General features: G+C 60.9%; 22 protein-coding genes and 7 pseudogenes. 10 read left to right on the top strand and 19 right to left on the bottom strand.

Annotation, left to right across the window (positions count from 1 at the left end; genetic code table 11):
* Positions 1–101 precede the first annotated feature (101 nt).
* Complete coding sequence (locus tag IVB48_RS23440) at positions 102–1,280, top strand: RHE_PE00001 family protein (RefSeq protein WP_247403451.1); 1,179 nt, start codon at positions 102–104, stop codon at positions 1,278–1,280.
* Between the two features lie 903 nt (positions 1,281–2,183).
* Positions 2,184–2,399, top strand: a pseudogene (locus IVB48_RS23435) (cell wall hydrolase); the annotation flags it as partial.
* A gap of 189 nt (positions 2,400–2,588) precedes the next feature.
* Here the strand turns inward: IVB48_RS23435 and nadC are convergent.
* From nadC to nadA, 3 genes and pseudogenes are all read right to left on the bottom strand, one after another.
* A pseudogene (nadC, locus tag IVB48_RS23430) lies at positions 2,589–3,466 on the bottom strand (carboxylating nicotinate-nucleotide diphosphorylase).
* A gap of 11 nt (positions 3,467–3,477) precedes the next feature.
* Positions 3,478–5,082 (bottom strand): L-aspartate oxidase, encoded by a 1,605-nt coding sequence (locus tag IVB48_RS23425; protein ID WP_247403371.1) that lies wholly within the window; start codon positions 5,080–5,082, stop codon positions 3,478–3,480.
* Positions 5,083–5,091: 9 nt separating this feature from the next.
* On the bottom strand, positions 5,092–6,198 hold the full coding sequence (gene nadA, locus IVB48_RS23420) for a quinolinate synthase NadA (RefSeq protein ID WP_247403367.1): 1,107 nt from the start codon (positions 6,196–6,198) through the stop codon (positions 5,092–5,094).
* Between the two features lie 723 nt (positions 6,199–6,921).
* Between nadA and IVB48_RS23415 the strand changes: the two genes are divergently transcribed.
* Positions 6,922–7,488: a MarR family transcriptional regulator gene (locus IVB48_RS23415; RefSeq protein ID WP_247403363.1), complete on the top strand. Its 567-nt coding sequence runs from the start codon at positions 6,922–6,924 to the stop codon at positions 7,486–7,488.
* A gap of 49 nt (positions 7,489–7,537) precedes the next feature.
* Here IVB48_RS23415 and IVB48_RS23410 read toward each other — a convergent pair whose 3' ends face one another.
* Both IVB48_RS23410 and IVB48_RS23405 read right to left on the bottom strand, forming a co-directional pair.
* Positions 7,538–7,756, bottom strand: a complete 219-nt coding sequence (locus IVB48_RS23410) for a hypothetical protein (RefSeq protein WP_247367252.1) — start codon at positions 7,754–7,756, stop codon at positions 7,538–7,540.
* 110 nt (positions 7,757–7,866) lie between these two features.
* Positions 7,867–8,034, bottom strand: coding sequence for a hypothetical protein (locus tag IVB48_RS23405; protein ID WP_018460477.1), 168 nt, complete (start codon positions 8,032–8,034; stop codon positions 7,867–7,869).
* 538 nt (positions 8,035–8,572) lie between these two features.
* On the opposite strand from IVB48_RS23405, the gene IVB48_RS23400 reads away from it, so the two are divergent.
* Positions 8,573–8,845: a hypothetical protein gene (locus IVB48_RS23400; RefSeq protein ID WP_247403360.1), complete on the top strand. Its 273-nt coding sequence runs from the start codon at positions 8,573–8,575 to the stop codon at positions 8,843–8,845.
* Between the two features lie 123 nt (positions 8,846–8,968).
* Here the strand turns inward: IVB48_RS23400 and IVB48_RS23395 are convergent.
* The 4 genes and pseudogenes from IVB48_RS23395 to IVB48_RS23380 form a co-directional block, all read right to left on the bottom strand.
* Positions 8,969–9,211 (bottom strand): annotated as a pseudogene (locus IVB48_RS23395) (integrase core domain-containing protein); the annotation flags it as partial.
* An 82-nt stretch (positions 9,212–9,293) separates the two neighbouring features.
* A complete protein-coding gene (locus IVB48_RS23390; RefSeq protein WP_247403358.1) occupies positions 9,294–10,667 on the bottom strand; it encodes an IS30 family transposase in 1,374 nt (457 codons plus the stop codon).
* A complete protein-coding gene (locus IVB48_RS23385) occupies positions 10,582–11,289 on the bottom strand; it encodes an IS3 family transposase (protein ID WP_247403355.1) in 708 nt (235 codons plus the stop codon). The genes IVB48_RS23390 and IVB48_RS23385 overlap by 86 nt, the downstream gene beginning before the upstream one ends.
* Positions 11,286–11,687: a transposase gene (locus IVB48_RS23380; protein ID WP_345946916.1), complete on the bottom strand. Its 402-nt coding sequence runs from the start codon at positions 11,685–11,687 to the stop codon at positions 11,286–11,288. The genes IVB48_RS23385 and IVB48_RS23380 overlap by 4 nt, the downstream gene beginning before the upstream one ends.
* 370 nt (positions 11,688–12,057) lie before the next feature.
* Between IVB48_RS23380 and IVB48_RS23375 the strand changes: the two genes are divergently transcribed.
* The gene (locus tag IVB48_RS23375; protein WP_083926480.1) at positions 12,058–12,324 is read left to right on the top strand and encodes a DUF3551 domain-containing protein; all 267 of its coding nucleotides are present in this window, start codon (positions 12,058–12,060) and stop codon (positions 12,322–12,324) included.
* Positions 12,325–12,872: 548 nt separating this feature from the next.
* Here IVB48_RS23375 and IVB48_RS23370 read toward each other — a convergent pair.
* The 6 genes from IVB48_RS23370 to IVB48_RS23345 form a co-directional block, all read right to left on the bottom strand.
* Entirely contained in the window at positions 12,873–13,184 is a 312-nt protein-coding gene (locus IVB48_RS23370; RefSeq protein ID WP_247394319.1) for a hypothetical protein, read from the bottom strand.
* 357 nt (positions 13,185–13,541) lie between these two features.
* Positions 13,542–13,871 (bottom strand): GcrA family cell cycle regulator, encoded by a 330-nt coding sequence (locus IVB48_RS23365; RefSeq protein WP_247282304.1) that lies wholly within the window; start codon positions 13,869–13,871, stop codon positions 13,542–13,544.
* A 37-nt stretch (positions 13,872–13,908) separates the two neighbouring features.
* Positions 13,909–14,100, bottom strand: coding sequence for a hypothetical protein (locus IVB48_RS23360; RefSeq protein WP_247403350.1), 192 nt, complete (start codon positions 14,098–14,100; stop codon positions 13,909–13,911).
* Between the two features lie 556 nt (positions 14,101–14,656).
* Positions 14,657–14,827 (bottom strand): hypothetical protein, encoded by a 171-nt coding sequence (locus IVB48_RS23355; protein WP_018457447.1) that lies wholly within the window; start codon positions 14,825–14,827, stop codon positions 14,657–14,659.
* A gap of 114 nt (positions 14,828–14,941) precedes the next feature.
* Entirely contained in the window at positions 14,942–15,169 is a 228-nt protein-coding gene (locus IVB48_RS23350; protein ID WP_247282199.1) for a hypothetical protein, read from the bottom strand.
* Positions 15,170–15,338: 169 nt separating this feature from the next.
* Positions 15,339–16,049 carry a hypothetical protein gene (locus tag IVB48_RS23345; RefSeq protein WP_247403346.1) on the bottom strand — a complete coding sequence of 237 codons (711 nt, stop codon included), beginning with the start codon at positions 16,047–16,049 and terminating at the stop codon, positions 15,339–15,341.
* An 808-nt stretch (positions 16,050–16,857) separates the two neighbouring features.
* Here IVB48_RS23345 and IVB48_RS23340 point away from each other — a divergent pair.
* On the top strand, positions 16,858–17,115 hold the full coding sequence (locus IVB48_RS23340) for a hypothetical protein (RefSeq protein WP_247403341.1): 258 nt from the start codon (positions 16,858–16,860) through the stop codon (positions 17,113–17,115).
* Here IVB48_RS23340 and IVB48_RS23335 read toward each other — a convergent pair.
* Positions 17,091–17,215, bottom strand: a pseudogene (locus tag IVB48_RS23335) (DNA ligase); the annotation flags it as partial. The gene IVB48_RS23340 and the pseudogene IVB48_RS23335 overlap by 25 nt on opposite strands.
* 322 nt (positions 17,216–17,537) lie before the next feature.
* Here IVB48_RS23335 and IVB48_RS23330 point away from each other — a divergent pair.
* Entirely contained in the window at positions 17,538–17,804 is a 267-nt protein-coding gene (locus tag IVB48_RS23330) for a hypothetical protein (RefSeq protein ID WP_018457443.1), read from the top strand.
* Positions 17,805–17,872: 68 nt separating this feature from the next.
* Here the strand turns inward: IVB48_RS23330 and IVB48_RS23325 are convergent, their stop codons facing one another.
* Positions 17,873–18,331: a cupin domain-containing protein gene (locus IVB48_RS23325; RefSeq protein ID WP_247403339.1), complete on the bottom strand. Its 459-nt coding sequence runs from the start codon at positions 18,329–18,331 to the stop codon at positions 17,873–17,875.
* A 1,704-nt stretch (positions 18,332–20,035) separates the two neighbouring features.
* Between IVB48_RS23325 and IVB48_RS23320 the strand changes: the two are divergent.
* Together IVB48_RS23320 and IVB48_RS23315 are read left to right on the top strand one after the other, a co-directional pair.
* Positions 20,036–20,248: pseudogene (locus IVB48_RS23320) on the top strand (IS3 family transposase); the annotation flags it as partial.
* Positions 20,248–20,322: pseudogene (locus IVB48_RS23315) on the top strand (DNA ligase); the annotation flags it as partial. The pseudogenes IVB48_RS23320 and IVB48_RS23315, both read left to right, overlap by 1 nt.
* Positions 20,323–20,524: 202 nt before the next feature.
* On the opposite strand, the pseudogene IVB48_RS23310 reads toward IVB48_RS23315, so the two are convergent.
* Positions 20,525–21,747 (bottom strand): annotated as a pseudogene (locus tag IVB48_RS23310) (type II toxin-antitoxin system HipA family toxin).
* A complete protein-coding gene (locus IVB48_RS23305) occupies positions 21,740–22,315 on the bottom strand; it encodes a helix-turn-helix transcriptional regulator (protein ID WP_247403336.1) in 576 nt (191 codons plus the stop codon). The pseudogene IVB48_RS23310 and the gene IVB48_RS23305 overlap by 8 nt, the downstream one beginning before the upstream one ends.
* Before the next feature lie 310 nt (positions 22,316–22,625).
* On the opposite strand from IVB48_RS23305, the gene IVB48_RS23300 reads away from it, so the two are divergent.
* Positions 22,626–23,135, top strand: coding sequence for a hypothetical protein (locus IVB48_RS23300; protein ID WP_247403335.1), 510 nt, complete (start codon positions 22,626–22,628; stop codon positions 23,133–23,135).
* The last annotated feature ends 276 nt before the right edge of the window (positions 23,136–23,411 follow it).

Genomic DNA, 23,411 nt, shown 5'->3' with positions numbered 1-23,411 from the left:
TGGTGATTTACAGCGCTGCGCGTGCTGATCGCACTGCGGCGCCACCCTACCGATAAGGCGTGCTTATCGATAGCGAGAGGAGAGCGGGAACAGGCCTCGCTGTGACGGAACATAAAGGTGTATTAGGTTCCGTTTCGCCGTTTCCTCTTAAGGTTATCAAGGCCTTGTCTTCCGGCTACAAAATCGCCGATCCACTGCCTTGGGCTCAGCTCGCGGGGCCGCTTGCCGCGGCCGAGGATGCTGTCGCCCGCCTCGACGAGCGACTGGCCAAAAGCGCAATCCGTGACGGCGCGATCAGCCGAATGCACTTCGCCGACGCTTGCGCCACTCTGTGGCTTGATGGCGAACTTGTCCACCTCGATGACCTCGTGCTTCACGACGCCGGCATGGACATCCGCGCCCCTACACACGAGCTGACCCGGGCTCACGCCGTGCTGCGCGCCCGTCGGCGCATTGCCGACGCAAAGCCCAATTGGGCGCTGTCGGTTTCCGGACTGGCTGACCTTCGGGGCCGGGGTGAGCGAGAAGAGGTTGAGGAACGCCTCGGGCTCAACGAGGACGCAGAGCGGGACGCGGTGGGTGTCGACGGACCGCTTGGCGTCATGAACACCGATCTCCATCTAGCCGCCGCCTTCGCCGCGGTCGACGCCGCCAACGCCAAGGCGGAGCGCAGACTTGCCGACGAGCTTCGGTCGTGGCCAGAGCGGGACTCGCTTGTCTACGATCCGGACTGGGACGAGGACGGCCGCATCGATGACTGGCGCGCCGTCGTCGATGCGACCCGCAATTTGCCGCCGACTCTGGCGGCTGCAATCGCCGCGGATGCTTGGGACGCGATTGAACCACTCGAGCACACGCCTTGGCTAGGGTGCCTGCTCGCAGCTAGCGTGTTGCGCGACCGCGGCAAGACACGCTGCTATCTGTTATGCCTGCATGGCGGGCTGAAAAGCATCTCGCGTGAGCGTCGGCGGGCACGCGACGTCGCAGCGCGGCTGGTTGTGCAGCTCGAGGCGATGACGGCCGCCGCCGAGGCCGGCCTAAAGGACCACGACCGCTGGCTGATGACCAGAAACCTCCTCGCCCGAAAACTCGCCGGCCGGCGCGCCACTTCAAAACTGCCGGCGCTCCTCGACTACGTGCTGACCCGGCCGATCGTCTCGGCCGGCATGATCGCGGCGGAGCTTGGGATCACGCCCCGTGCGGCCCAAAACCTTGTCGCCGAACTCGACCTTCGCGAGACCACGGGCCGGGGACGCTATCGCGCGTGGGGCATCCTGTAGAGCGCGAGCCGCAAGCAACGTGAATTCCGTGCAAAGAGCGTAATGGGCGAGCATTCGTGCGCCGCAGAACATCAGTGAGGCAGCACGGAGAACGGGATCCCACAACGCGTCGATGGATCGCCGCTGCCGCAGGTATTGAAAGAGTTGACGCGGATCCACACGCTGCTCGAGAAGCACTAGCGCGACATGCAGGACACCGAGTTTACGGTTGAGCAGGCAAGCTATAGATGCTTCGGACCCGCGGCGGCACATGCCGACTTCGTGGTGCTTCTTCGAGATCATGAAGGGCCTGCCGGTCACGATCGGGCTTCCGGGTACCCTTCATAAATTCCTGGCGAACACCGATGCGAGGTCGAGGGAGTGGCCGCACGACAATGGTGAGACAGTGGGAAACACAGCGAGTCCCTTATGATACGGGCGTGCAGGGCTTCTCACCACTCACGTTGACCGGATGTTTATCGTTACCATGAGCGGCGTTTACCAGTGCACGCGGTCGCTGCGTGGAACCACCTGTGTTCGCTTGCGTGCGCTGCACGCGCAACGTCGATTAACGCCCCAGCAACCTAAATTAGATACTCACGAGAAGACTCGAATCGCACGGATGTACTGCGGTTCGATTTTTCTGGCGTAAGCGTAGCGTGCGCGTAGCGACTTGTGTGTTTGCGTACCCGTCCGAAGGGCGCGCGGTTCGCGTCCTTCGGCACTGGTCGAGACCGGCAGTAGCACACCGCCTCTTCGCTGGCGCCTCAGCCGTTCGCGCGCCGCCGCTCGCAATCCCAATCGGTTCCAGGCCCGCGACGCTGCGCGCTCGCTGACGATTCAGCCGCTCGAACCGCTGAAGCAGGAAGCAGGCGGAAGCGCGCCAGAAACTCTGGAAGGCGATGCTGGTGGCCAGATCCGGCGCCCGAGATCGGCAAGTCGACGCACTACCACGCGTAGTGGGTGCGTCCGTCCTGGGTGGCCGAGATGAAGAAGATGACACGAGCGCCGTCCACACCTTCTACCGGCCTTGCGCCTGGGGCGACGGCAGCGAGGAACCAAACTGGGGCATCCCGCGCAGACCGCCGCACTCCCCCCGAACTCGCCGAGGAAGCGAAGAGCTCGGCCGAGATGGCGTGAGCGAACCGGGTAACCTTTCTTACGTCTCCCCGCTTGCGGGGAGACGTAAGATCGCTCTTGCGATGCGGGCGAGGGGGTGCAGGTCTTTCGACAGTCGAATACGTGGAGAGATGCCCCTCACCCCAGTCCTCTCGGCGCGAGCAAATCTCGTTGCGGCCCCGTAGGAACGGGGAGAGGGAGAAGACCTCCTCACGCCTCGATATCCAGCGCGCAGTCGAAATTCGGCGCCGAATGCGTCAGTGCGCCGGCTGAGGCGTAGTCCACGCCGGTCGCCGCGATGGCTGCGATCGAGTCCAGGGTGACACCGCCGGATGCCTCCAGTTTGAGGCGTCCCTCGTTGAGCCTCACGGCTTCGCGCAGCGTCGCAATGTCCATGTTGTCGAGCAGCACGGCGTCGGCAAGGCCGGTGTCGAGCACCTCGCGCAATTGCGTGAGCGTGTCGACCTCGATCTCGATCTTGACGAGATGGCCGGCATGGGCGCGGGCGCGCGCCAGCACAGGGCGGATGCCGCCGGCGACCGCGATGTGGTTGTCCTTGATCAGGATCGCGTCGTCGAGCCCGAAACGGTGATTGAAGCCGCCGCCGCAGCGTGCCGCGTATTTCTCCAAGGCGCGCAGCCCCGGCGTGGTCTTTCGCGTGCAGCAGATTCTCATCCGGGTGCCCTCGGTGCGCGCGACATAGTCCGCCGTGAGCGTCGCGACGCCCGACAGGGGCCGACGAAGTTGAGCGCGGTCCGCTCCGCCGTGAGAATGGCACGCGCCGGGCCTGAGATCGTCAGCACCTGCTGCCCGCGGGCGACGCGCGCGGCGTCGCGAACATGTGCGCGTATCTCGATGTCGGGCGAAAGCTTTTGCAAGGTGGCGAGCGCCAGTGGCAAGCTGGCGATCACGCCGGACTGCCGCGCGACCAGGATTGCTTGCGCCTTTGTTGCTTCGGGGATCGTCGCATGTGAGGTGATGTCGCCGGCGCGGCCGAGATCCTCATCGAGCGCGCGGTGCACGGCCTCGTCGAGCGCGAGCGGGGAGAGGAAGGCGTCGGGATAGAGCAGAGAGGTCGGCGTGATCATGGCAGACTCCGTCAGGCGATCATGGGTTCCGCGGTGCGCGGTGTCGGGCATTCGCTCAGGCTGTTCGCGACCTCGCGCACCGCTGCGAGCGTCGTCATCGTGCGTTGCGCGAGTGCGGGCACGTCCGCGGAATGGTCGGAGCGGAAATGCGCGCCGCGGCTCTCGCGCCGGTTCCAGGCCGACGCCGCCACGAGCAGGGCGGCCGTTGCCATGTTGCGGACCGCGATGCTCGCGGCCTCGCGTTCGAGCGCGGCGAAGCTGCGGACCGCTTCCGCGAGCCCGTCACCATCGCGGATCACGCCGACATGCGCGCTCATCAGCGTCCGCAGCCGCGTCACGGCCGCCGCATCCGGTGGACCGCCGCCCGGCGTCACCACGTCCGAAAGACGGGCGGGCGAGGGAATCGCGCGGCCGGCGATGTCCTCGGCAACGCGCGCGGCATAGACCACGGCCTCCAACAGCGAATTCGAGGCGAGGCGGTTGGCGCCATGTGCACCGGTGCACGACACCTCGCCGCAGGCCCAGAGCCCGTCGATCGAGCTGCGGCCGCGCGCATCCACCGCGATGCCGCCCATGTGGTAATGCGCGGCCGGCGCGATCGGGACGGCCTGCGTGGCGGGATCGATGCCGGCGGCAATGCAGCTGGCATGCACGGTCGGAAACGTTTCTGCAAAGCGTGCACCCAGCGCCTTCCGCGCATCCAGGTAGGCGCCGCGCCCGGCGGCGATCTCGGCGAATACGCCGCGGGCCACGATGTCGCGCGGCGCGAGCTCGGCGAGCGGATGGCGCGCCGTCATGAAACGCTCGCCACGGCCGTTGATCAGCGTCGCGCCTTCGCCGCGCAGCGCTTCCGTGGCGAGCGGCGCCGGATCACGGCCGGCCATGATTGCGGTGGGATGGAACTGCACGAATTCAGGATCGGCGATGTCAGCGCCGGCGCGCGCCGCGATCGCAAGGCCAGATCCGCTCGCCTCGCACGGATTGGTGGTGACGGCATAGAGATGGCCGATACCGCCAGTGGCGAGCACCACCGTACGCACGGGGAGCAGGATCGGCTCTGCGGCAAAATTGCCGGCTGCGCGCAATTGAAGGCCGGTGACGGCGCCGTCCTCGGTCAACAGCGCTTCGGCGATAAACCCTTCGATCAAGCGGATCGACGGCGTGCGACGCACCGCCTCGCTCAAGGCCGCGATGATCGCGGCGCCTGCGCCATCGCCGCGCACATGCACGATGCGCCGGGCCGAATGTGCGGCTTCGCGCCCGACGGCGAGCCTGCCTTCGAGATCGCGGTCGAATGGCACTCCATAGGCAAGCAGATCGTGGATTCGTGGCGCGGCCTCGCGCGCGATTCCGAGCGCTACCGCTTCATCGACGATGCCGGCGCCAACGGAGATCGTGTCCGCGGCGTGCGCTTCCGGCGTATCGCCTTCGGCCATTGCCGCCGCGATGCCGCCTTGCGCCCATGCGGACGATGCGCCCTGGCCGAGCGGCGCAGCCGAGATCAATGTCACGGGCCGCGGCGCGAGCTTGAGCGCGCAGAACAATCCGGCAAGGCCGCCGCCGACGATGACCACATCGTCGGCGGCGCCGGTGAGATCGTGGATGTTGTCTTGCATGGTCTGCTCTCAATTCCCCAGATTGATCATCCGCTCGACAGATCGCCGCGCGCGGTTTGCAAGGGCGGGATCGATCGTCACTTCCTCGCCGAGCGTCAACAGGCTCTCCAGAATGTTGGCTAGCGTGATGCGCTTCATGTGCGGGCAGATGTTGCAGGGGCGCAGCATTTCGACGTCAGGCAGCTCGGCCCGCACATTGTCGGCCATCGAGCATTCCGTGATCATCACCAGCCGCCGTGGCCGCCGCTCGCGCACCCAGTTGATCATGTGCGCGGTCGAACCCGTAAAGTCGGCCTCGGCCAGCACGTCAGGTGGGCATTCGGGATGAGCGATGATCTGCACGGAGGGGTCGGCCTCGCGGTAGCTGCGCAGCTCGGCCCCGGTGAAGCGCTCGTGCACCTCGCAGGCGCCCTTCCAGGCGATGATCTTCACGTCGGTCTTCGAGGCCACGTAAGTGGCGAGATAGCGGTCGGGCAGGAAGATCACGCTCGGCACGCCGAGGCTCTCGACCACCTGCACCGCGTTCGACGAGGTGCAGCAGATATCGACCTCGGCCTTCACCTCCGCGGAGGTGTTGACATAGGCAACGACAGGCACGCCGGGAAATTTTTCGCGAAGCAGGCGAACGTCGGCGCCGGTGATGCTGGCCGCGAGCGAGCAGCCGGCGCGGGTATCGGGGATCAGCACCGTCTTGTCCGGATTGAGCAGTTTTGACGTCTCCGCCATGAAGTGCACGCCGCACTGGACGATGATGCCGGCCTTCACCCTGGTGGCTTCGACCGCGAGCTGAAGCGAATCGCCGCCGATGTCGGCGACGCAGTGGAAGATCTCCGGCGCCTGGTAATTGTGGGCGAGGATCACTGCGCCCCGCGCCCGTTTCAGCTCGTTGATCGCCTTGATCGTCGGCGCCAGCAGCGGCCATTCGATCGGCGGGATCACATGTTTCACGCGCTCGTAAAGCGGCGCGGTGGCGCGCTCGACCTCCGGCGTCCATTGCAGCGACGGCATCGGCAATGCGGGCCTCGAGCCCGCTGGGACGGAACGCGGCGCAGCGGTGGTTTGGCCCTGCGGCCGGTTGGCAAAGTCGTCGGGGCCGTAAAGTCCAGAGATCGGCATGAAGCCTCCAGCACATATTAAATAAGCTCAATTTGAGTACATATGGAGCCTGAGAAACCCGGCCAGAGGCCGGGTTCGATTTCAGCAGCGCTCAAATATGCTCAATGAGTAAATTAGACCAGGACAACTAACACTACTCCAAGAGCTCCACGTTTGAATTTTTGGATCTCGACTGAACATGTAAGGGGCGACCAGGCTGCAAAGTGTGAAGTCGCATAACCCGTCGAGTAACACGCGCTCGTGGACGGCAACTGCGACCGAGACGCGACAGCGCAATGCGCTTGAATCCCGCGTTCAGGCCATCAATTTCGATGAATTTCACCGCAGCGCCTGTGCGAGGTTGCGCCCCAAAGCTGCTCAGTATGGAAGCCGTTTCGAAGCCGTTGCCCGGGATCCGGCAACAGACCTTCGAATTGGCGCTATCGAAGCGGGCGAAACGCCGCGCCGCTGCGCGAGATTACGGATCGAGATCTTCCTTTGAACGTGCATTTCGGTGAGATTACTAGCATTGGCAACTCAGCTAGGCGCGGCCGCCAACCGCTGGCCGAGATTCTCGTCGAAAAGCCAATAATCCGAATCACTCGTAATCGTTCTTAAATCGTGGGCGCAGTTGAGCGCGTGATGCTTGCACAGGATCGGGGCAACGAGCAGAGATCCTCTGTTGAAACCTTGTCAGTGCGAACGAGCTCTGAGGATCGGGCCTAACATCCGGTGGCGCCGCATTTGACCAAGCCAGCAACGCAAGTCGGGAACGACTCTGCTGACACTCAGCTGCTGGTGCGGCGATTAACGTTGGAGGTCCGATCCCTCAACATCTGTCTGGAGGATTTTCTTCAAGTCCGGGCCAAAGCACTCGGCATCACTGGACCACAATTGACAATCTTGATGGCAGTGACAGACCTAACGAGCGAGGGGGATGTTGCAGTCAGCACGATGGCAAAATTGCTGAAAGTTGACCCGTCCTTCATTACAATAAATTCCAAGGCGCTGGAGAAGGCCGGATTTCTGCGGCGCAAGCCCTGTATCAGGGATGGTCGGGTCGTCCACATGTCACTGACCGACAAGGCTTGTAAGCGCCTCGCGAACGTCGCTGCACAACAGAAGGAACTCGATCAATTTGTGTTCGGTGAGCTTGGCGTTGAGGAATTGACCAAACTGTCCAGCCGATTTGCAGCGCTCAGGCGACGGCTGGACGGTGCTCGTTTAAAAGCCGCCATGGATATTGGCGCGGTGACAACCCGAGGCAGGGGACGACTTCAGTCGACGAAGGGAAGCTCGTTGGATCGCTGATGGTTGCCTGGAATGCGAGGGTATCACGCACGTCCAGGCACCGTCATCATCAAGCGCCCATCGGCTCATCGCATTGCAATTCCGCCTCAGCGTTCGACGAGCGCCGATCTATCAGGTGCTCGGGTCCAACAGTTTTTTGCGACAACACGGTCACATCCGCTTCGTGAGACGTTGCAGCAGCAAGTAAGGGCGAACCTAACTGGCTCATGTCAAAGTCAATGAGCAGATTTGCCATCCCGGCCCATACGATGGTCGATCCTGGGCTCATGCCGCTTTTCTGGAAGTCCCGATCAAGATAGATTCGGTATGCGGCCCGAGCTCTACGCGTGGGGCGCAGAGTTCTGGACTGGCTTGACTCATCGCACGCGAACTTGGTTTCTAAGCGTCTCGGTGCGGCATATCAAAGCGCTTGCAGCTGGTGACGAACGCCTTTTTCGCCTCGGCATTCTCAAAGCAAAAATGTGCCCCCTCATCGGCGCGCTCAATCGACCAGTCGATTTTGGCAGCCCGTGCAATGCGCGATGCCTCTTCGCGCAAGACATCCAATTGCCTCCCATGGGCCCGAACGATCACACAATCTGGCATTTAGAACCCTCGCTAACCCGAATGTCCAGTTCACGATGTACGGCCGGGCTCACAGCGCCATTCATCCAGACCATGGCTCTTGCAGTCCTCGTGATATAGCTGACCTCGTCGAGGCAACACCATTACGCGCTTTGATGCAAGCCACGCCGAAACAGGTCCGGACCGATTGCACATAATTGGAAACAAGGCGGCAGTGATCTCTTCCGGACGCCTCCCCCCTTTCGAGCAAACCCGGATCGCCCCGCGTTAAGGTTTCTGAACGGCAAAACTATGAAGAGAGACGTTTTGTGTGTAGGATCGCTCGCACCGGGGCTGGACCGCATTTTTTCACGATAGGCATTTTGAACCCGGGAAGGCCGCCGGCAATATTGTCGGCGGCCTTTTTCAGCAATAACACGATTTGGGACTGGCCTACATGCGACGGCTTCGGTGCTTATCGCCGCAGCTCAGATTATTATGAATTAGCTGGCCAGCACAGCAGTGCCGCATGGGGGCGTTAATGCACGATTGGAAGAACGAACTTGACGCACTGGTCGCTGAAACGATGGCATTCACCAAATCGCTGAAGCTAGAGATCCAGCTGCCCCGGTCTCTGCCGAAGGAAGCCGTCGAGCGGGGTGACCTCAGCGCGTCAGAGTATGACAGCAGCGAACGCGAAGAGATCAAGAAGCGGGTCGAGAGCTTCAAAGCGCACCAAGAGCACTTCACGCGTGAGCGCGAGGAATATGCCAATTCCCAGCTGCGCCGGATCAGGCCGATCACGAGAGCCTAGACGAGCTTGAGCCCGCCGAAGCTTCCCTGCACGCTCAGCGGCACAAATTGAGGTGACAGTAGTGGACTGCACCCCTGGAATGAGACACGGTAATTGCGGTGACAGCGCGGTTGCCATGATGCGTTATCGTGCCTTGTTTTGCGCGAAGGCGGTTTCGAACTCAAGCGGCGATTGGTATCCGAGCGCCGAGTGCAGCCGGTCCTTGTTGTAGACCTCTGCAATAAAGCCATCGATGCGGCGGCGGGCGTCGCTGATGTCGGCGAAGGCCTTGCCGTTGATCTCTTCGGTCTTCAGCGTCTTCATGAAGCTCTCGGCCTTGGCGTTGTCGAAGGGATTGCCCGGCCTGCTCATGCTGATGGTGATGTCGCGATCGGCCAGTCGTTGGCGATAGGCGATGGAGGCGTATTGGGCGGATTCAAACGGTCGTCGCAACACCAATTGTTTTCACTCATGACAGTAATTCGTCAAGCGCTTCTGCCGGCGTTTTCCAGCCCAGTGTCTTTCTCGGTCGGGCATTGAGGGCCGCTGCTACAGCGGATATCTCGTCGGCGCTGTGGATGCTCAGGTCTGTGCCTTTCGGAAAGTACTGCCGCAGCAACCCGTTGGTGTTCTCGTTAGTGCCGCGCGGCCAAGGGCTTTGCGGGTCGCAGAAGTAGACCTGGATACCCGCATCGATCTTGAGGCGGTCGTGCTGAGCCATTTCGGCTCCTTGATCCCAAGTCAGCGTGCGACGTAGTTCTTCGGGCAAAGTGATGATGGTGCGCGAGATCGCGTCACGCACGGCTTCCGCCCCGTGTCCCGCAAGCGCAGGTCCGTTCTTCTTGCGCGGAGCTTCGCCATGACCCGCCAACCGGGGAAGGTGCAATAGCATTGTGAAACGCGTCGTGCGTTCGACCAACGTGCCGATCGCCGAGCTGCCAAGACCGAGGATGAGGTCTCCCTCCCAATGTCCCGGCACGGCTCGATCGGCCGCTTCAGCGGGGCGCTCACTGATCATGATCTCCGGCGAGACAAAGCCCTTGCCCCGCCTGCGTACGCGCCCCCTGGGCACGCGCAACACGCGGCCGGTTCGCAAGCAGGCGGTCAGTTCGCTGCGTAGTATACCGCGGCCCTGAACGAAGAGAGCCTGATAGATGGCTTCGTGGCTGATGCGCATCGTCTTGTCGTCCGGGAAGTCGATCGGCAAGCGTCGGGCAATCTGCTCAGGGCTCCATGCTTTGGCCCATCGTCGATCCTTTCGCCGGCCGTGCCGGCGACCGTTCCACCGAACGGTGGGGCCAGCAATACAAGCTCCGCTCGGGGCTACGACCCTGCCGGCGAGTCTCTCCTCCACATAAGTCCGCAAGGCTGCGTTGGGCGCAAGCTTGGTCGGCTTGGGCCGGCGGGCAGATCGGTCTGCATGCCATTGGGCAGTTGTTGCCCGATAATCCAACCCGCCGCCGCGGGTGGCCGCGTTCCGCCGCAGTTCACGGGAGACCGTCGAAGCAGCCCGCCCCAAGCGGCGCCCAATCTCCCGTATGGAATGGCCCTGCACCTTTAGAAGGGCGATTTCCTCGCGTTCAGCCAATGAAAGGTAGCGCCCGGAGAGAGGCTTGGCCGAAGATCTGAACATCGATGGTGGCATGCCGCCTGCCTTTCGGAACAATCTGCTTCCGACAGGTTGCGATAATCCGGCCTCAAACGCAGCATCTTCGCTGCTCTGCCCTGTGGCAATCGCCTTCCAAAATCTATTCTGTTCATCGCGTCCTGCAGCAGAAGGCCGGCCTGGCGATGGCAATGGCGCTCGTCCTGACCGCCCCGAACGTCGACTTACAACTTTCATCGCAACCTCCAACTTCAGGGTGTTGCGACGACCGTTTGAATCCGCCTTGCACGCCGCGATCGGAGTGATGAATCAAGCTGCCGGGTTGCGGCTTTCGAGCACCAAGGGCTGTATCCAGCGCGGCGATGGCGAGCGAGGCGTCGAGCGTGTTCTCCAAAGCCCAGCCGACGGCCTTGCGCGAGAAGGCGTCGAGAATGACGGCAAGATAGACGAAGGCTCTGGCGAGATGCACATAGGTGATATCGGCGACCCAGATTTGATCCGGCGCTGACGGCACCAGGCCACGCACCAGATTGGGCACGATGAGAAAGGCCGAGGGCCGATCGGCAGGTGGCTTCAGGAACGGCGCCTTGCGCTGGGCCAGCAGATTGTCCTCGCGCATAAGCCGCTGAACCTTCTTGGCATTCACCACCATGCCCTGCCGCCGGAGGGTCGCGGTCACCCGCCTGTAGCCATAGAAGCGGTGCTTGAGGCAAATGCGCTGGATCAAGTCCCGCAACTCGCACTCACCTGCCTCATCGGCGCGTCCGGCCAAGTGTCGGTAATAGGTCGCGCGCGGCAGCCCCGCGAGCCTGCACAGGCGCTGCACATCGGCATGCGAACCGGCTGCTTCCAGCGTCATGGCTTCGATGACTTCGATGATGCGGATACGGTTTTGCCTTGCGCTGCCGGCCGCTCCAAGGCGCGCAAGGCTTTTCGAAAAAAATCGATGTCCATCTGCTGGCGACCCACCAGCCGTTCAAGCTCGGCGATGCGCACGTTCGCCTGGGCAAGTGCAGAGCGCTTCGTCTCCTCCGCCTGCAGCGGCTTGAGCTTGCGGGGGCCAGGCTTCGGCCCGGGCTTGCGGTTCAACCCTTCAGGCCCGTGGGCCTTCCACGCCTTGATCCAGTCATGCAGGATCTTGCGAGGTATCCCGAGCTTGCGGGCCACAGGCAGAACGCCTTCGCCTCCCTCGGCACGCTTGATCGCCTTCAATTTGTACGCCGTCGGAAACCGACGGTTCTTTCCTCTTGCTGCCACAGGTCATCCTCGAAATGAGCCTGTCACCGCAATTACCGTGTCTCATTCCAGGGGTGCAGTCCAGTAGTGCGGCGATTTGTGCTTGATAAGCGCGCGGGTTTGCGGCTGTCCCAAATCGGCATATTGCCGTGCGCGGAGTTCTCAAGCTCGGATTGCCTATTCTCCAAACGCACGAACCCCCACCGCGCTTGAAAAATGCCTTCCATCCGCAAAACTTGCAGGAAAGCTGCTCCAAAACCCGAGTGCCTGCCGCTTAGACTTACTTTGAAACCGATCGGTCAAACCGTCTACTAAGCGTTTTGCCATTGATTAAGATCAAAGCGTCAATTCTACACTCTCTATCCTCTCAAGACTTCACGGAGGCTAGATCATGCGCAACCTTCTTTATATTGCTGTGCTTGCACTTCCCATGCTCGTCTGCTTTGGATCACCTTCGACCGCCGCTCCGCGGGCTCGTTCGTACATCCCCCCAGCTCGGCAGGACGTTTATTGCCTGCAGGGACGTACCTGGGGATATCCTGGCAATTGCCAGTTCTCAACCTACGATCAATGCATGGCCACCGCATCCGGCACCCTCGCATATTGCGGTCTGAATCCCATCTACGCGTTCCAGCGACAGGCAGGACAATCACGCTGATCTGCGATCGCCACGAGATCGTTGTCAATTCCTGGTCGAGATTGTCCCTTTTGCGGACCTCGACAACACCGACCAATATTCCTCCCAAGGCCAAGACCTTTGTTTTCAAGTTGCCCAAGACATATCCAAAAGACTTCAGTGCGTAACCTTATCTCGATGAGAGAGGAGCGATTTCCCGACCCTTAGACCAGCGTCAAACCTGTGCGTGGCCGGGCTCTATATTTCTGCATCGACGCGTGATCGTTTACGACCCGAGACCATAATTGCGTGCGATGGACATCGAGTACGACGTGAGCGCGAGGCAGTGCCGGCGATGAAGCTCGCCGCCGAAACCGATGGTGTAGCGCGCGGCCGCAGGCGACTGGGCCCTCGCGCCCCATGTAGACGACAACAAGCTAGATGAAGTGACACTGGGAAACGTTTGAGGGTAGCAGCATTGGGCAGTGCAGGACGAGTTAAAACCTGCCTTGTTTATTACGCAGAAAATGCCCAAGAGCGGGGCCGGCCGCAGCGTGCGCGGTGCCGGTGTCGCTGCGACAGTCGCCGGATCATTGCTTCCCGCGTGCCAGCAACGTCCAGACCGGTGACGTGCCGTCCCAGCGCCGAAGCCGCCCGTAGAACCTCACTCGAACCCCGGCCTCTTTCAACCGCTCGACCACGAGATGCAGTGCGATCACGTCGCCCTCGGCCAGCTCCACGCAACCGCGCTTGCCAGACCACACCGCGCCCGGGAAGCGAAACAGGTTGTACTTCAGCCATCGGCCGCCGCGCTCGGATAGCGGTTCTAGGTCTACTTGTGCGCCGTTCCCAGGCCGCAGGCCGACATCCGGCCGACGGAGCAAATTCGCGATCCAACCCACTAAACTCGGCTCCTAAATCGAGGCAGTCTTTCGGTACAGTCGCAGTAGAAGTGCACAGGCCATGTTAACGAGGCAAGCCAAATGACACGAGAGATGCTCCGCCGTTCTCGGGAGCAGATCGCGGCGGCGAAGGCACTGCTTCAGCACAAGGTCCGAATAACTGGCACCCTGAGCTTCCAGAACAATAGAAACCTGGCGTTGAGCGGAATGGCGAAACAAGAAGCCAACTAGCTGCCGATCTGTGCAGCTGCAACAAGGCTATGGTCTTTATGGACGCAGTTCGTCGGACGGACTTGCGTGCGTCGGTTCGTGTACGATAGCTGAAGCGAGGAGCGCAACGACGTTGGTGGTGAGCTCCTAGTCAGTGTTTCTGACGGCCTCAGCCAGCATGGAGTAGAGCTGCTGCTTGCTGAATTCCTTGGGCTGTTGCCTCTCCGCTGTGTTCCGCGACACCTTCCGTGCCACTGGACGAGCGCAGGCTGCCGACGACGTCGGCCTCAGCTTCGGGGACGGCCTTATCTTGGGCGTTGCTGTGGGCGGCTTGTGGCCGCGCTTCAGGCCCAGACGGGTCAGCATGCCGCAGACCGCGTTACGACTGCACCCGAGACGACGCGCTATCTGCGCCGCGCTCTGTCCTGCGGACCAGAGCCTATTGAGGAGCGCTATGTCATTCGCATGCCAGCCCATGACAAATATTATACCCCTGGCTGCCGAACACGCTAGTCTAGTCGTCGTCCGGCTCGCGCACGACCGGCGGTTCGTCAGCGTCATCTTCCTCTTCGTCGTCTTCCTCTTCGTCGTCTTCGTCCACCTCGTCTTCATCGGGATCTCTTGGCGGCATTGCGGTGCCCATAAGCACAAGCGGTGTCCAGTAGATCGCGGTGGTGGAAAATGCTTCGAAGGTATGTTGCTTCATGGGGCTGCTACTCCTCGAAAACACGCGTAGTCGCATATTCATGGCGGACGGCACGCGCGTCTGCGAGGGTGAAACCAACAGAAGTTATTACCCGTTGATCCAAGTGCTACGTGATGCTTGTTGTATGACAGGCGTTCCTCGAGCCCAGCCGCCTTCAGGGCGGTTGCAATCTTGTCCAGGACGGCCAATGAAGCAAAGTCGCGCTTCTTCTCCCAATACTTCCGTATCCGTTCGTTCAGCCTCCTCCGAAGTATGTACTTCAGGCGTCTATTCGGTAACATCCAACACAGTGACGCCATGAAGAACCACGTTGCTTTCGTCCAGCTTAAAAGCTCCGAGCTGCACTGCGATCATCGGCACTGAACGATTGAGGACCCGTAGCACGTTGAAAAACGGCTCGTGATTCACTCTGCGACAATTACGGCTCTGTGTTCTGACCCGGGACGACGCTGCCGCTCAACACCCCAATATTCGATGGTGCGGATAATGTGACTCTCGTCCAACGCTCCCAGCATTACCTCTTCTTCGTAGAAGGTGTCCGCTTCCTCCGAGTACATCAGGAAGTCGCTCTTGCCGCCATGCGGCTGACGGCGCTCTCGCGCGAGACTTCAAGCTCGCCCAGACCAAGTATGCTGGTATCGTTCAATATCTGAGTCTGGAGCCACTTCTCGACCAACCCAGCTGCGCGAAGTTCAACCGCTTCAATGTTTTTCAGCGCGAAACCCATTCCTGAGCTGCACCCCGGTTCCGAAGACGCGGGGTGTTTATGGGCATGCTCGGCGACTTTGGCCCTGCGACATGTCGGCAGCCTGCCAGGCCGGCAACTCACAATATTCGAATGTCAACTCGGCGGCGAGACCGGCCGTCTATTCAGGATCGCGCGCTCATTGTCGTTCGTCGTTGCACCTCGGAACACAGCAACAAATCGATCGCCTTGCCAAAGCTCAACGTCGTGCTCGGCATGCATTTGCTCGGCTCGACGCCGCGCCGCCTGCTCGTCAATGCAGTCGAGCTTCGCCACGCAGATCACTTGCCGGCTGCTGTCCACCACGAATGCTTTGTACCGCATTCCGCAATCCGATCCCAACGGGACCGTCATCGTAATCGAATGTCCGTCTAAGGCGGCGGGCAAACTAAGTGTGGGCGGGCGGAACCTTTGTACGTGTGGCAATTCGGCTATACTTGAAATTCATCGATCGCGCAGCGGCGCGCGTACGTGCCTAGGCTATTGCGCTAGCTCACTGGCGTAATCTCACTGCGTGCCGAAGCGTGCGGTTCGAGCTTAGGATTGAGAAGCCACCAAGCATCATCAGCAGCACACCTGACCAAGTTGCCGTCCAGCTGCGTGCCTCGTCGTGCGCCTCTGCAACGCGCGCGCCCATTGGCATAGCTGGAGGTGAGCCGGCGGGCGCGAGGAGCTGCTCAACGTTAACTTGGCCGGGCACGGAGTGCTCAGGCGTAGGCGGCCGGCTGTGAAGATCGGTGGGTACCGCTGAGGTCATGGTGGTGCCCATATCGAGCACGGAAGCGGCATCAGCCACCTTGATTTCGGCTGCAGGCGGCTGGGAGGGCTCGGCCGGTGCGGAGCGTAGCAACTCCGCGCGCGCATCAACCACCGCGCTCTTCCTGGGCCGCGCACTCCCGTTCTCGTCCAAACTGGCGGTGCGATCTTCGGCACCGCGATGACGAACTGTCTTCTTCACCTTCGCCATACCCTCGGTCAGGAACCAGCATTTACGGTGACCGTCGAACCGATAGACCCAATGCGCCCCGTCCGCGGTCGTGTTGCCGGGTCGCGGCAAGCATTGCGCTTGCGCCAAAGAGGTTGCCGCGGGCTCGCGCGGAGCGCCATTGAACAAGTCGGCAAAAGGGTCGGAGACCGCAGGTGTCGCCGCAAGACCTCCAACAAGAACCAAACCGGCGAAGCAAACTCGCAAATAACCGGACATCGAAAACTCCCGGTGTTGCGCCCCTCACCGGGACCACCCTTCGCGGCCACTTAGGCTGCCATGCGGCTCAACTCTGGCGGCGCCATGGATTCATTGTGGGTCTGAAACGAGATCTGGGTCCGAATTGAAAACCAGTGCTGCAGCCGAGTTCGCCAACCGTTGGGGAGGTTTTGCTCCCGCCCGAGGGAGCGGCACAAGTCGGGAACTCGGATCGGCCGCGAATGCGGAAGCTGTTCCGTCGCCCATCATTAAACCGGCCTCAGTGTTTGCGTGCTGGGGCCATCGCATTTCCATGTGCGACTTGGCTACCATTCTGGATCGTCGAAGCCGCCATAGTCTCGAACGACGTACTCCCGGGTGAAGCGCTCGACCGGACGCCAGCGCTCGTGAATGACTATGGTTGCTGTCGGCGGCCTGCAATAATCAGGATTGATGACGATGGTCCGGGACGGGGAGTAGGATTAGCGGGAATGAACGCGCCCAGCAAAAGCCCCCTGGCATGCGATGGCGGCCGAGGCACGCGCCGCGGAGAGGGCCAGCAGACCGGCAGCGGTGCTGGCTGCATAAGAAGCCGTCCTCCACCTTCTTCTTACGCACCGTAAACGGCCGCGCTGGTCGCTTGTTTCAAAAGGTAAAATTGAAACATGAACCGCAGGACCGCCGCCCACGGGCAGCCGAGGGGCCTGCGTTTGCGGTGTCGCAACCAGTTCTGGGAGGAACCTGATCCGACGAAAGGCCTGAGCGTAACGAGCATCGCAAGCTGATCGCCAGTGCGGTATCGGTGTTGCGAGCTCCGACGGAGGCGCACATGAAGCGCAGCTGGTGGATGTTGATCGCCGTCGCTGGGGCGGCGTTTGTGTTCTTCTCCATGCTGGCCATTCGGGAGCAGCGCGCCGGCTTCGATACGTTTGCCAAGCAAGGGCACCCGCAGGCCTCGATCTATATGATGATCCCGCCCACCGGGAGATCTGCGAGCGTAGTCCTACATGCGCAACGAGCGCTAACGTCGGGCTTGCTTCCTGCCGCGATCATAGGCCCCCGTCACAAATCTTTCCGCAAGCCTTGAAGATCGGGTGGCCGGACCTTCCTCTCCGCCGACTTCGCGCGGTACTCGACCTCGGCCAGCAGCTTCGGCCCGACCCGGAGGCCCTTTGGGCGATCCGCTTAGCGACGAAACGCGTGCCCCGTGAGCCTGCTTCCGTTTGGCATCCGTCCATGCGTTGCGAAAGTCGGCGTCGGCGACCATCATCGCGATGCTGCCCCGCCCATCCAGAACTTCAGATCCGATGCCACTCAGCCACTCCGAGAGACGGCGCAACCAATGCTCGGAAGAGACCTGCGGTTTGATAAACCTCAATCGTTCCGCCCAATCCAAGGCCTCACCCGCAACGGGAACTTGCGTGAACAATGAGCAGCTTGACACCCCTTGTTCTGGAACAAACTGTCGCACGCAGACATTCTCCAACTCACGAAGTGAAGGAGAATAGGATGCGCAAGTACTTGTTTGCTGCGGCGATCGTGAGTGCAATCGCGACACCCGCAATCGCGGATGAAGTCGGTGTCGGCGTTCAGGCCGGTCCGGTCGGCGGAGGCGTCACAGTCGGAGAGTCTCACGAGCACCGCCCCGTTGATCGGGACCGCACAACGGTCGTCAGGGAGCCTGAGCACACGGAAAGTGACAGGACGACGGTCATTAAGAAAGAGAATGAGGACGGCAGCCGAGAGAAAACCGTCATTCATCACGACAACGACTAACAAATGTGCCCGGACCACCGTCCGGGCTTTTCTTTTGCCTTGCGACACAGAGACGTTCGTTTGCTTCGCTACTTCTTACTCGGATCGTCTGCGGGATTGACGTAAGTTATCCCGAGTGGCCCTTGGCCATGAATTTGAACAACGGGAGGACTACTTGTCCAACCATAGTGGTTCATTTTGGCAGGCGCTTCGGCGTATCCGCCCGCTGTTAGCTCGATCGCTTTCTTCTCATCGAGTTTGTCGCCCATTCCGATGTGAAAGTTGCCCGATATGACGGTAGCGCCTTCATCTGTTGGATGATTATGGGCGGGAATTTTATAACCGCTTGGCATTCTTAGGCGGAGAACGAACAGCCCTTCTTTGGACGGGTCGCCCGAGAGTACCGCGATGTCGGCCCCCTTCGGCAAGGTGGGTGGTGCTGCCTCCCATTTAAGCTCACCAGAGTTAATCGGCATTTTCATATCATCGGCAATGGCTGTGTTCACACCTGCCAGGACGAAAGCCGAAGCGAGCAAGCGACTGAGCATGATCTCCTCCATTTGGTGAGCGAGCATCGTGTGCCAGCGGTGAAGCAAGTCAACTGAAAGTTAGCCTGCCGCTGCCGCATTCTAACGATTGGAGGCCTTAGCAGATTTATGATCTCACCAAGAGTGACAGCTCCGCTGACCTTGGCTTGCCAACGCTCGGACGAAACATCGAAGAACTCGGCCCGTTGCATTTTCTCGTCGAAGCTTACTCAGCTACTGCTCCAACCCACGAGCCCATGTTTCAGCTTAACGCTGCGTGGGTTAACCACACCAAGCGAGCAGCCTCATTCTGGACCAACTGATCATGACCATTGGGCCGCTCTGCACCGGGAGCCGCCACGTGATTAGAATCGTCGTGCTTGGAGTGGCTTGCCTAGTTGGACTGGGCGCTATTGCTGCAGCCACGAAGAAATCCGGGCCGCCGCCAGCGGCCGATGTGGTCATGCCGATAGTAGCCGGTAACAAGGCTGATCGCCTGCCATTCACAATCAAACTGGATATGCCAGCTGCCGGTGAGCGCGCGGATGTTGCGTACCTCCAGCCTGGAAGAAGAGCAAGCTGATTTACCGCCATCCGCACCAAAGCAAGTCGCTCTTCCACCGCGTCGCGACTTTACGCCTCGTCATTGGCACGATCCCCATGACCTGAACGCCAGGGCCGCAAACAAAAGAGCCGACACCGCGAAAGGACCAAGAAAGGGCGCGGCTGATCAGCCTCTAAAGCAGGCTGAGGCTAAGCGGTGCCGTTCGGACGGGCTGGATCCCCTGTTAAGAAAGCTGAACTTATCGCCGCCGTGCGATTCATGATCCCACCTCTAGTCGCCCGCTGCGCAATGGTTCTAATCAATATTGATCTGGCGGCTCATTCGCCGTTAATGATTGATTCAGTTTGCAGCATGATCATTGGGGAGTGACAAGGGATGCGATCATGCGATTGCGCCAGGCGAATACCTTGGAAGAGATCGAGGCGAGGGTCGCTGAAGCCAGCGAAGACCCAATGGCGCGTGTGACGCTGAGCGCGCGGGATTTCTCGAGTGCCAGCCGAGAAGAGGTTCTTGCATTATTGAAAGCAGACGGCGATCGAAAGCGCACCAATTGGCTGGTCGCAGGCGCGGTGATCGCTGGTTTTGCGTTGGGATGGGCTGCCGGTTTTGGTCGGTACGGTCCTATAACTTTCGCGTCGCTCAATTCAACCACTCAGACAGAAACGCCTTCGCCTCGAAGCGCCGAAACGAAGTCAGGCCGCAGGACCGGAGGCCCGCGAAAGACGGTATCGACTTTGGCTTTGCGAACACCGCCAGGCGTAAGTCAATTCTCCGCGGATGGAGCGAGCATTTCCGCCGAACCGACAGCCACATGGTCCGACAGGGCTCATCAATCCGTGGACGTTTCGAGCACCGTTCCTCAGGGCATCGAAGCAGATATGACGGCGACCGGCTCGATAGCGCCCAGCGGGCCTCTCATGCCTGCCCCGGAGACAAGACCAGCAACCATTGAGGGTTGGACCGTTCTTGACGTTCGCGGCGGAACGGCGGTTCTCGGAGGGCCCGATGGGGTTCGGATGGCAATGCGCGGCGATACAGTTCCCGGCATCGGGCGAATCGATTCGATCGTGCGTTGGGGCAGCCGGTGGATTGTAGCGACAGCTAGTGGATTGATCTCGACTCCGTAAACGGCGCGCAACGCCCGCGGGGAAGCGGAACCTGTCGTCCATTTGCGAGAGGCATTCGGGATGAGCCAACGGCAGGCGTGTAAAGCCATCGGCTGTTGCCGCATCACCGTGAGATACCAAACCACCCGGGCTGACGATACCAGCCTTCGCCAGCGCATGCGGGCGATCGCCCAGGAGCATCGCCGCTTCGGTTATCGGCGGCTGCATGCTCTGCTCAAGCGGGAGGGCTATCTGATTAACCACAAGAATGGGATGGCCTCTACCTTGGTCGCCGCAAGGGCGAGGACCTGATCTACGCGGGCAAAGTTGATCACGGCTTTACGAGCATGGTCATAAGCGCGCGGGCGATGTGGATTGGATAAAGGTCTTTGCCACCTAGGAGGCCGCAAGCGCATGGCTTGCCGAAAACGATCCTGAAGGCGTGGCGTGGGCCCGTCCGATTGAACGGGAGAGACAGTGATGACCAGCGTGGGGTTGTATGTCAGCGCTGCCGCCCTTCGATCCGGCTAAGTAAGCCACGGCTCAGAGCTCGCTGTAGATCGGGATCGAAGCGGCATGTGCGTCGACGACTTCGACGACTTTCTTTTCCAGCGGGAGATCGCCCTTGCGTTCCGACCATAATTTCTTGAAGCGCTGGACGATTTCCGCGGCCGTGTCGACGGCCAGCTTTTCCGAGATCTTCGCCTTCGCCGCCAGATGCGTGAGCTCGTCCTTGGAGAATTCGGTCATCTTCTTCGTGCGCGAGTAGTTCAGCGCCATCTTGTCGTCCGCGATGTAGGGTATCGTAGATAGCAAATCGTAGGCGGGGACAGGACGGGCGTGCGGCGGTCGGGGTAGATCAACGACCAATTCTTCAGATGCATGTCGGCGTTGCCGATCAGCGTGCTGAACACGAGGCGTCGGACAAACTCAGCGACGCCGGCTTCGCCGGTCTCGATGCCGAGAACGCGCGCGATGCTCCGGTAGTTGGCCCTGTCGTACTTCTCGTCCGGAAACACGCCGAATACCTGCGCGAAGTCCTCCATGTGGACCGGTCCGTCGGCGGAGCGGTCGAACCGCTTGACGGCGAGTGCACGCCCCTTCAGCTCACCGAGTCCTTCCGGAAGCCCCTTGATCGACTCGACGTCGATCAGTTGGAGCTCGGGCACTTCCATGCCCATCTCCTTCGCCAGGGTCATCATGGAGAATTCGTTTTCGGGCACGCCCGGGTACTGATGGGACGGAAGCTTGACTATCCACGAACCGCCGACGCCCTGGACGGGAATGGTCAGACCGGCGTTTTTGGGATCGTGCTTGAGCGCCGAGAACTTCAGCTGCACGCCCGCGAGCGAGAAGCGCAGCAGGTTCTGCCGCTCGTCCGGTGTGAGATCCTCCTCGACTTGGGAAGGCAACACTTCTCCTTCGGCCGGATGGACTGACAGGGCGCCCGGGAGGTCCCGGCCCAGCATCCAGAGAAGAAAGAATTCGCGCTTTTCCTTCACGCCTGCGCGTTCCGCGAGGTAGCGACGCAGCGCGCCCTCCGGCAGAAGATTGGAGAAGAAGGGCGGAACGACCTGCTGATACGGTTTGAACGAGGTGAGCAGATTTCCGAACGTGTCCTTGAAGGACAGGCTCAATGTTGGGCGTGCGGCGCCGTCGATGTAGTTCTGGTTGAAGGCGAGCAGCGACCGGTCGCCCTGCACGAGCGTGATGGTTGCGATCGGGTTGTCGTGCAGGCGTACGTCCAGGACCGATACGTTAGGCATCGTCATCCTCGTCGAGAGCGTAGGCCGGGCGGGGGGCTTCTACCGGATGCGCGATCCGGTTGCGTAGACTTTGCAATACGCCTGCGGAACTTTCCAGCACGGGGTTGGGGATAGGTTCGGCGCGATAGCCTCGCAGTGTATCGACGACGTCTTGGACAAGGTTCAGGTCAGTTTTCGAAAGATGGACCTGCTTCAGAAAGCGCAAGTATTCGGCGATGCGGTCGAGCGCAGCGGAGCTACCGTGGCGCTTCCTTTGTCCGGAAACGATGCGTTCGGCCTTGACGAAGAGGTTTGAGGGGCCTTCCTCGAGGGAGAATTCGTTGAAGTTTGAGCGGAGGACGCCCTCCACCGCGGGAAGCAGCTTCTTGGGCACGAGTACGACCTCGAGGTCGAGTGCCCGGACCATCTGGATGAAGCTGGACAGGCCGGGTTCGACGCGGCCGGTCTCTATCTGGGAGATGTGCGCCTGGGTTAAACCCGATCGGACCGCCAACGCACGCTGGCTTATGCGCTCTTGCGTGCGTTTCGCCTGAACGGTCCGGACAAGCTCTTCGCTCGGATACGACATGATATATAATCCTACTCAATAGGATTGCTTCGATAAGAATACCAAATCATGGCCGCGACTCGATAACTATTGTTATCAGTAAGCACGCCCTGATAATTACAATATATCAAACCAGCGTGGACAATCAGGGGCGACAACGTAGCTCCATTTGCCGAACGCCATGGTCAGCCGGCTCTGAAGCCCCCACGTGTCGGTACCCGGCTGTCGATGCCACCGGAAGACCCACCTTTGGGATTTTCGCGCGAGAACCCCGATTGGCGCGTCCGCGAGCCCAGCCAAACTGCGCCGGGCAGAACACGGAGGTAGAACGATGTACGCCGACACGGAAGGCTATTTCGGGCAGGCAAGGGGGATCCCCTACAGTCGGCTCCACGAGCTTCGGGGTCGAGATATCACCAACTTTCAGGACAAGATCGAGCGTCTTCGCCGCGAGGGAATCCGGCTCTCACCAAAGCTCGAATGGGATGCATTCGTGACGGCCTATACCCTTCACGACGAAGTGCCCCTTCATTCGTACCCGCGTCGCATCATGCGCTTGATGCGGCAGCTTTGGGAGCAGGAGGAGCGAGCACGCGCGAACATTTCGGAGTTCGATCCTTCCACATTCGACAAGAACGACGCGGCCGAAGAGCTCCAGTTCCGCTTCACCACGAATGCTTCTCTGATTGGCGATTTGTACCTCGTCTACATTCGGGAAGCGCTCACGGCCCATGAGAAGGAGACCCTGACCGCCGATGAAAAGTGCAATCTGTATTGCGCCGCGGCCGCTCTGCAGACTCTCGTCGATATCTGGGCGAAGCCCAGCCCCATGAGTCGCTGAGCGCCCCCCGCCGGCCGGTGGAAACGAACGTAGCAGCGCGCTGTTCTCCGCAGCGCGGCACCCACCTTCCGGGCTGCGGAGCGCCCTCGCCCTGGCCGCCGCCGCCGCCGCCGCCGCCGCCGGATAATAGTTGGTTTCGCGAGATAGCAGCCCCACTTCCAACCCACGACCTCACGTAGAGCCGGCTTCGCAAATTTGAACAGGTCGCTAAGTGGAGTTTCTGCCTGAAGGCGGCGATAATCGCCGTGAACAGGAGAGACGATGAGCAGACGACCA

The organism is Bradyrhizobium sp. 76 (genome assembly GCF_023073025.1).
Taxonomy (GTDB): domain Bacteria; phylum Pseudomonadota; class Alphaproteobacteria; order Rhizobiales; family Xanthobacteraceae; genus Bradyrhizobium.
Note: the sequence above shows the minus strand (reverse complement) of the source record. Positions and strands in the feature narration are given on the sequence as shown.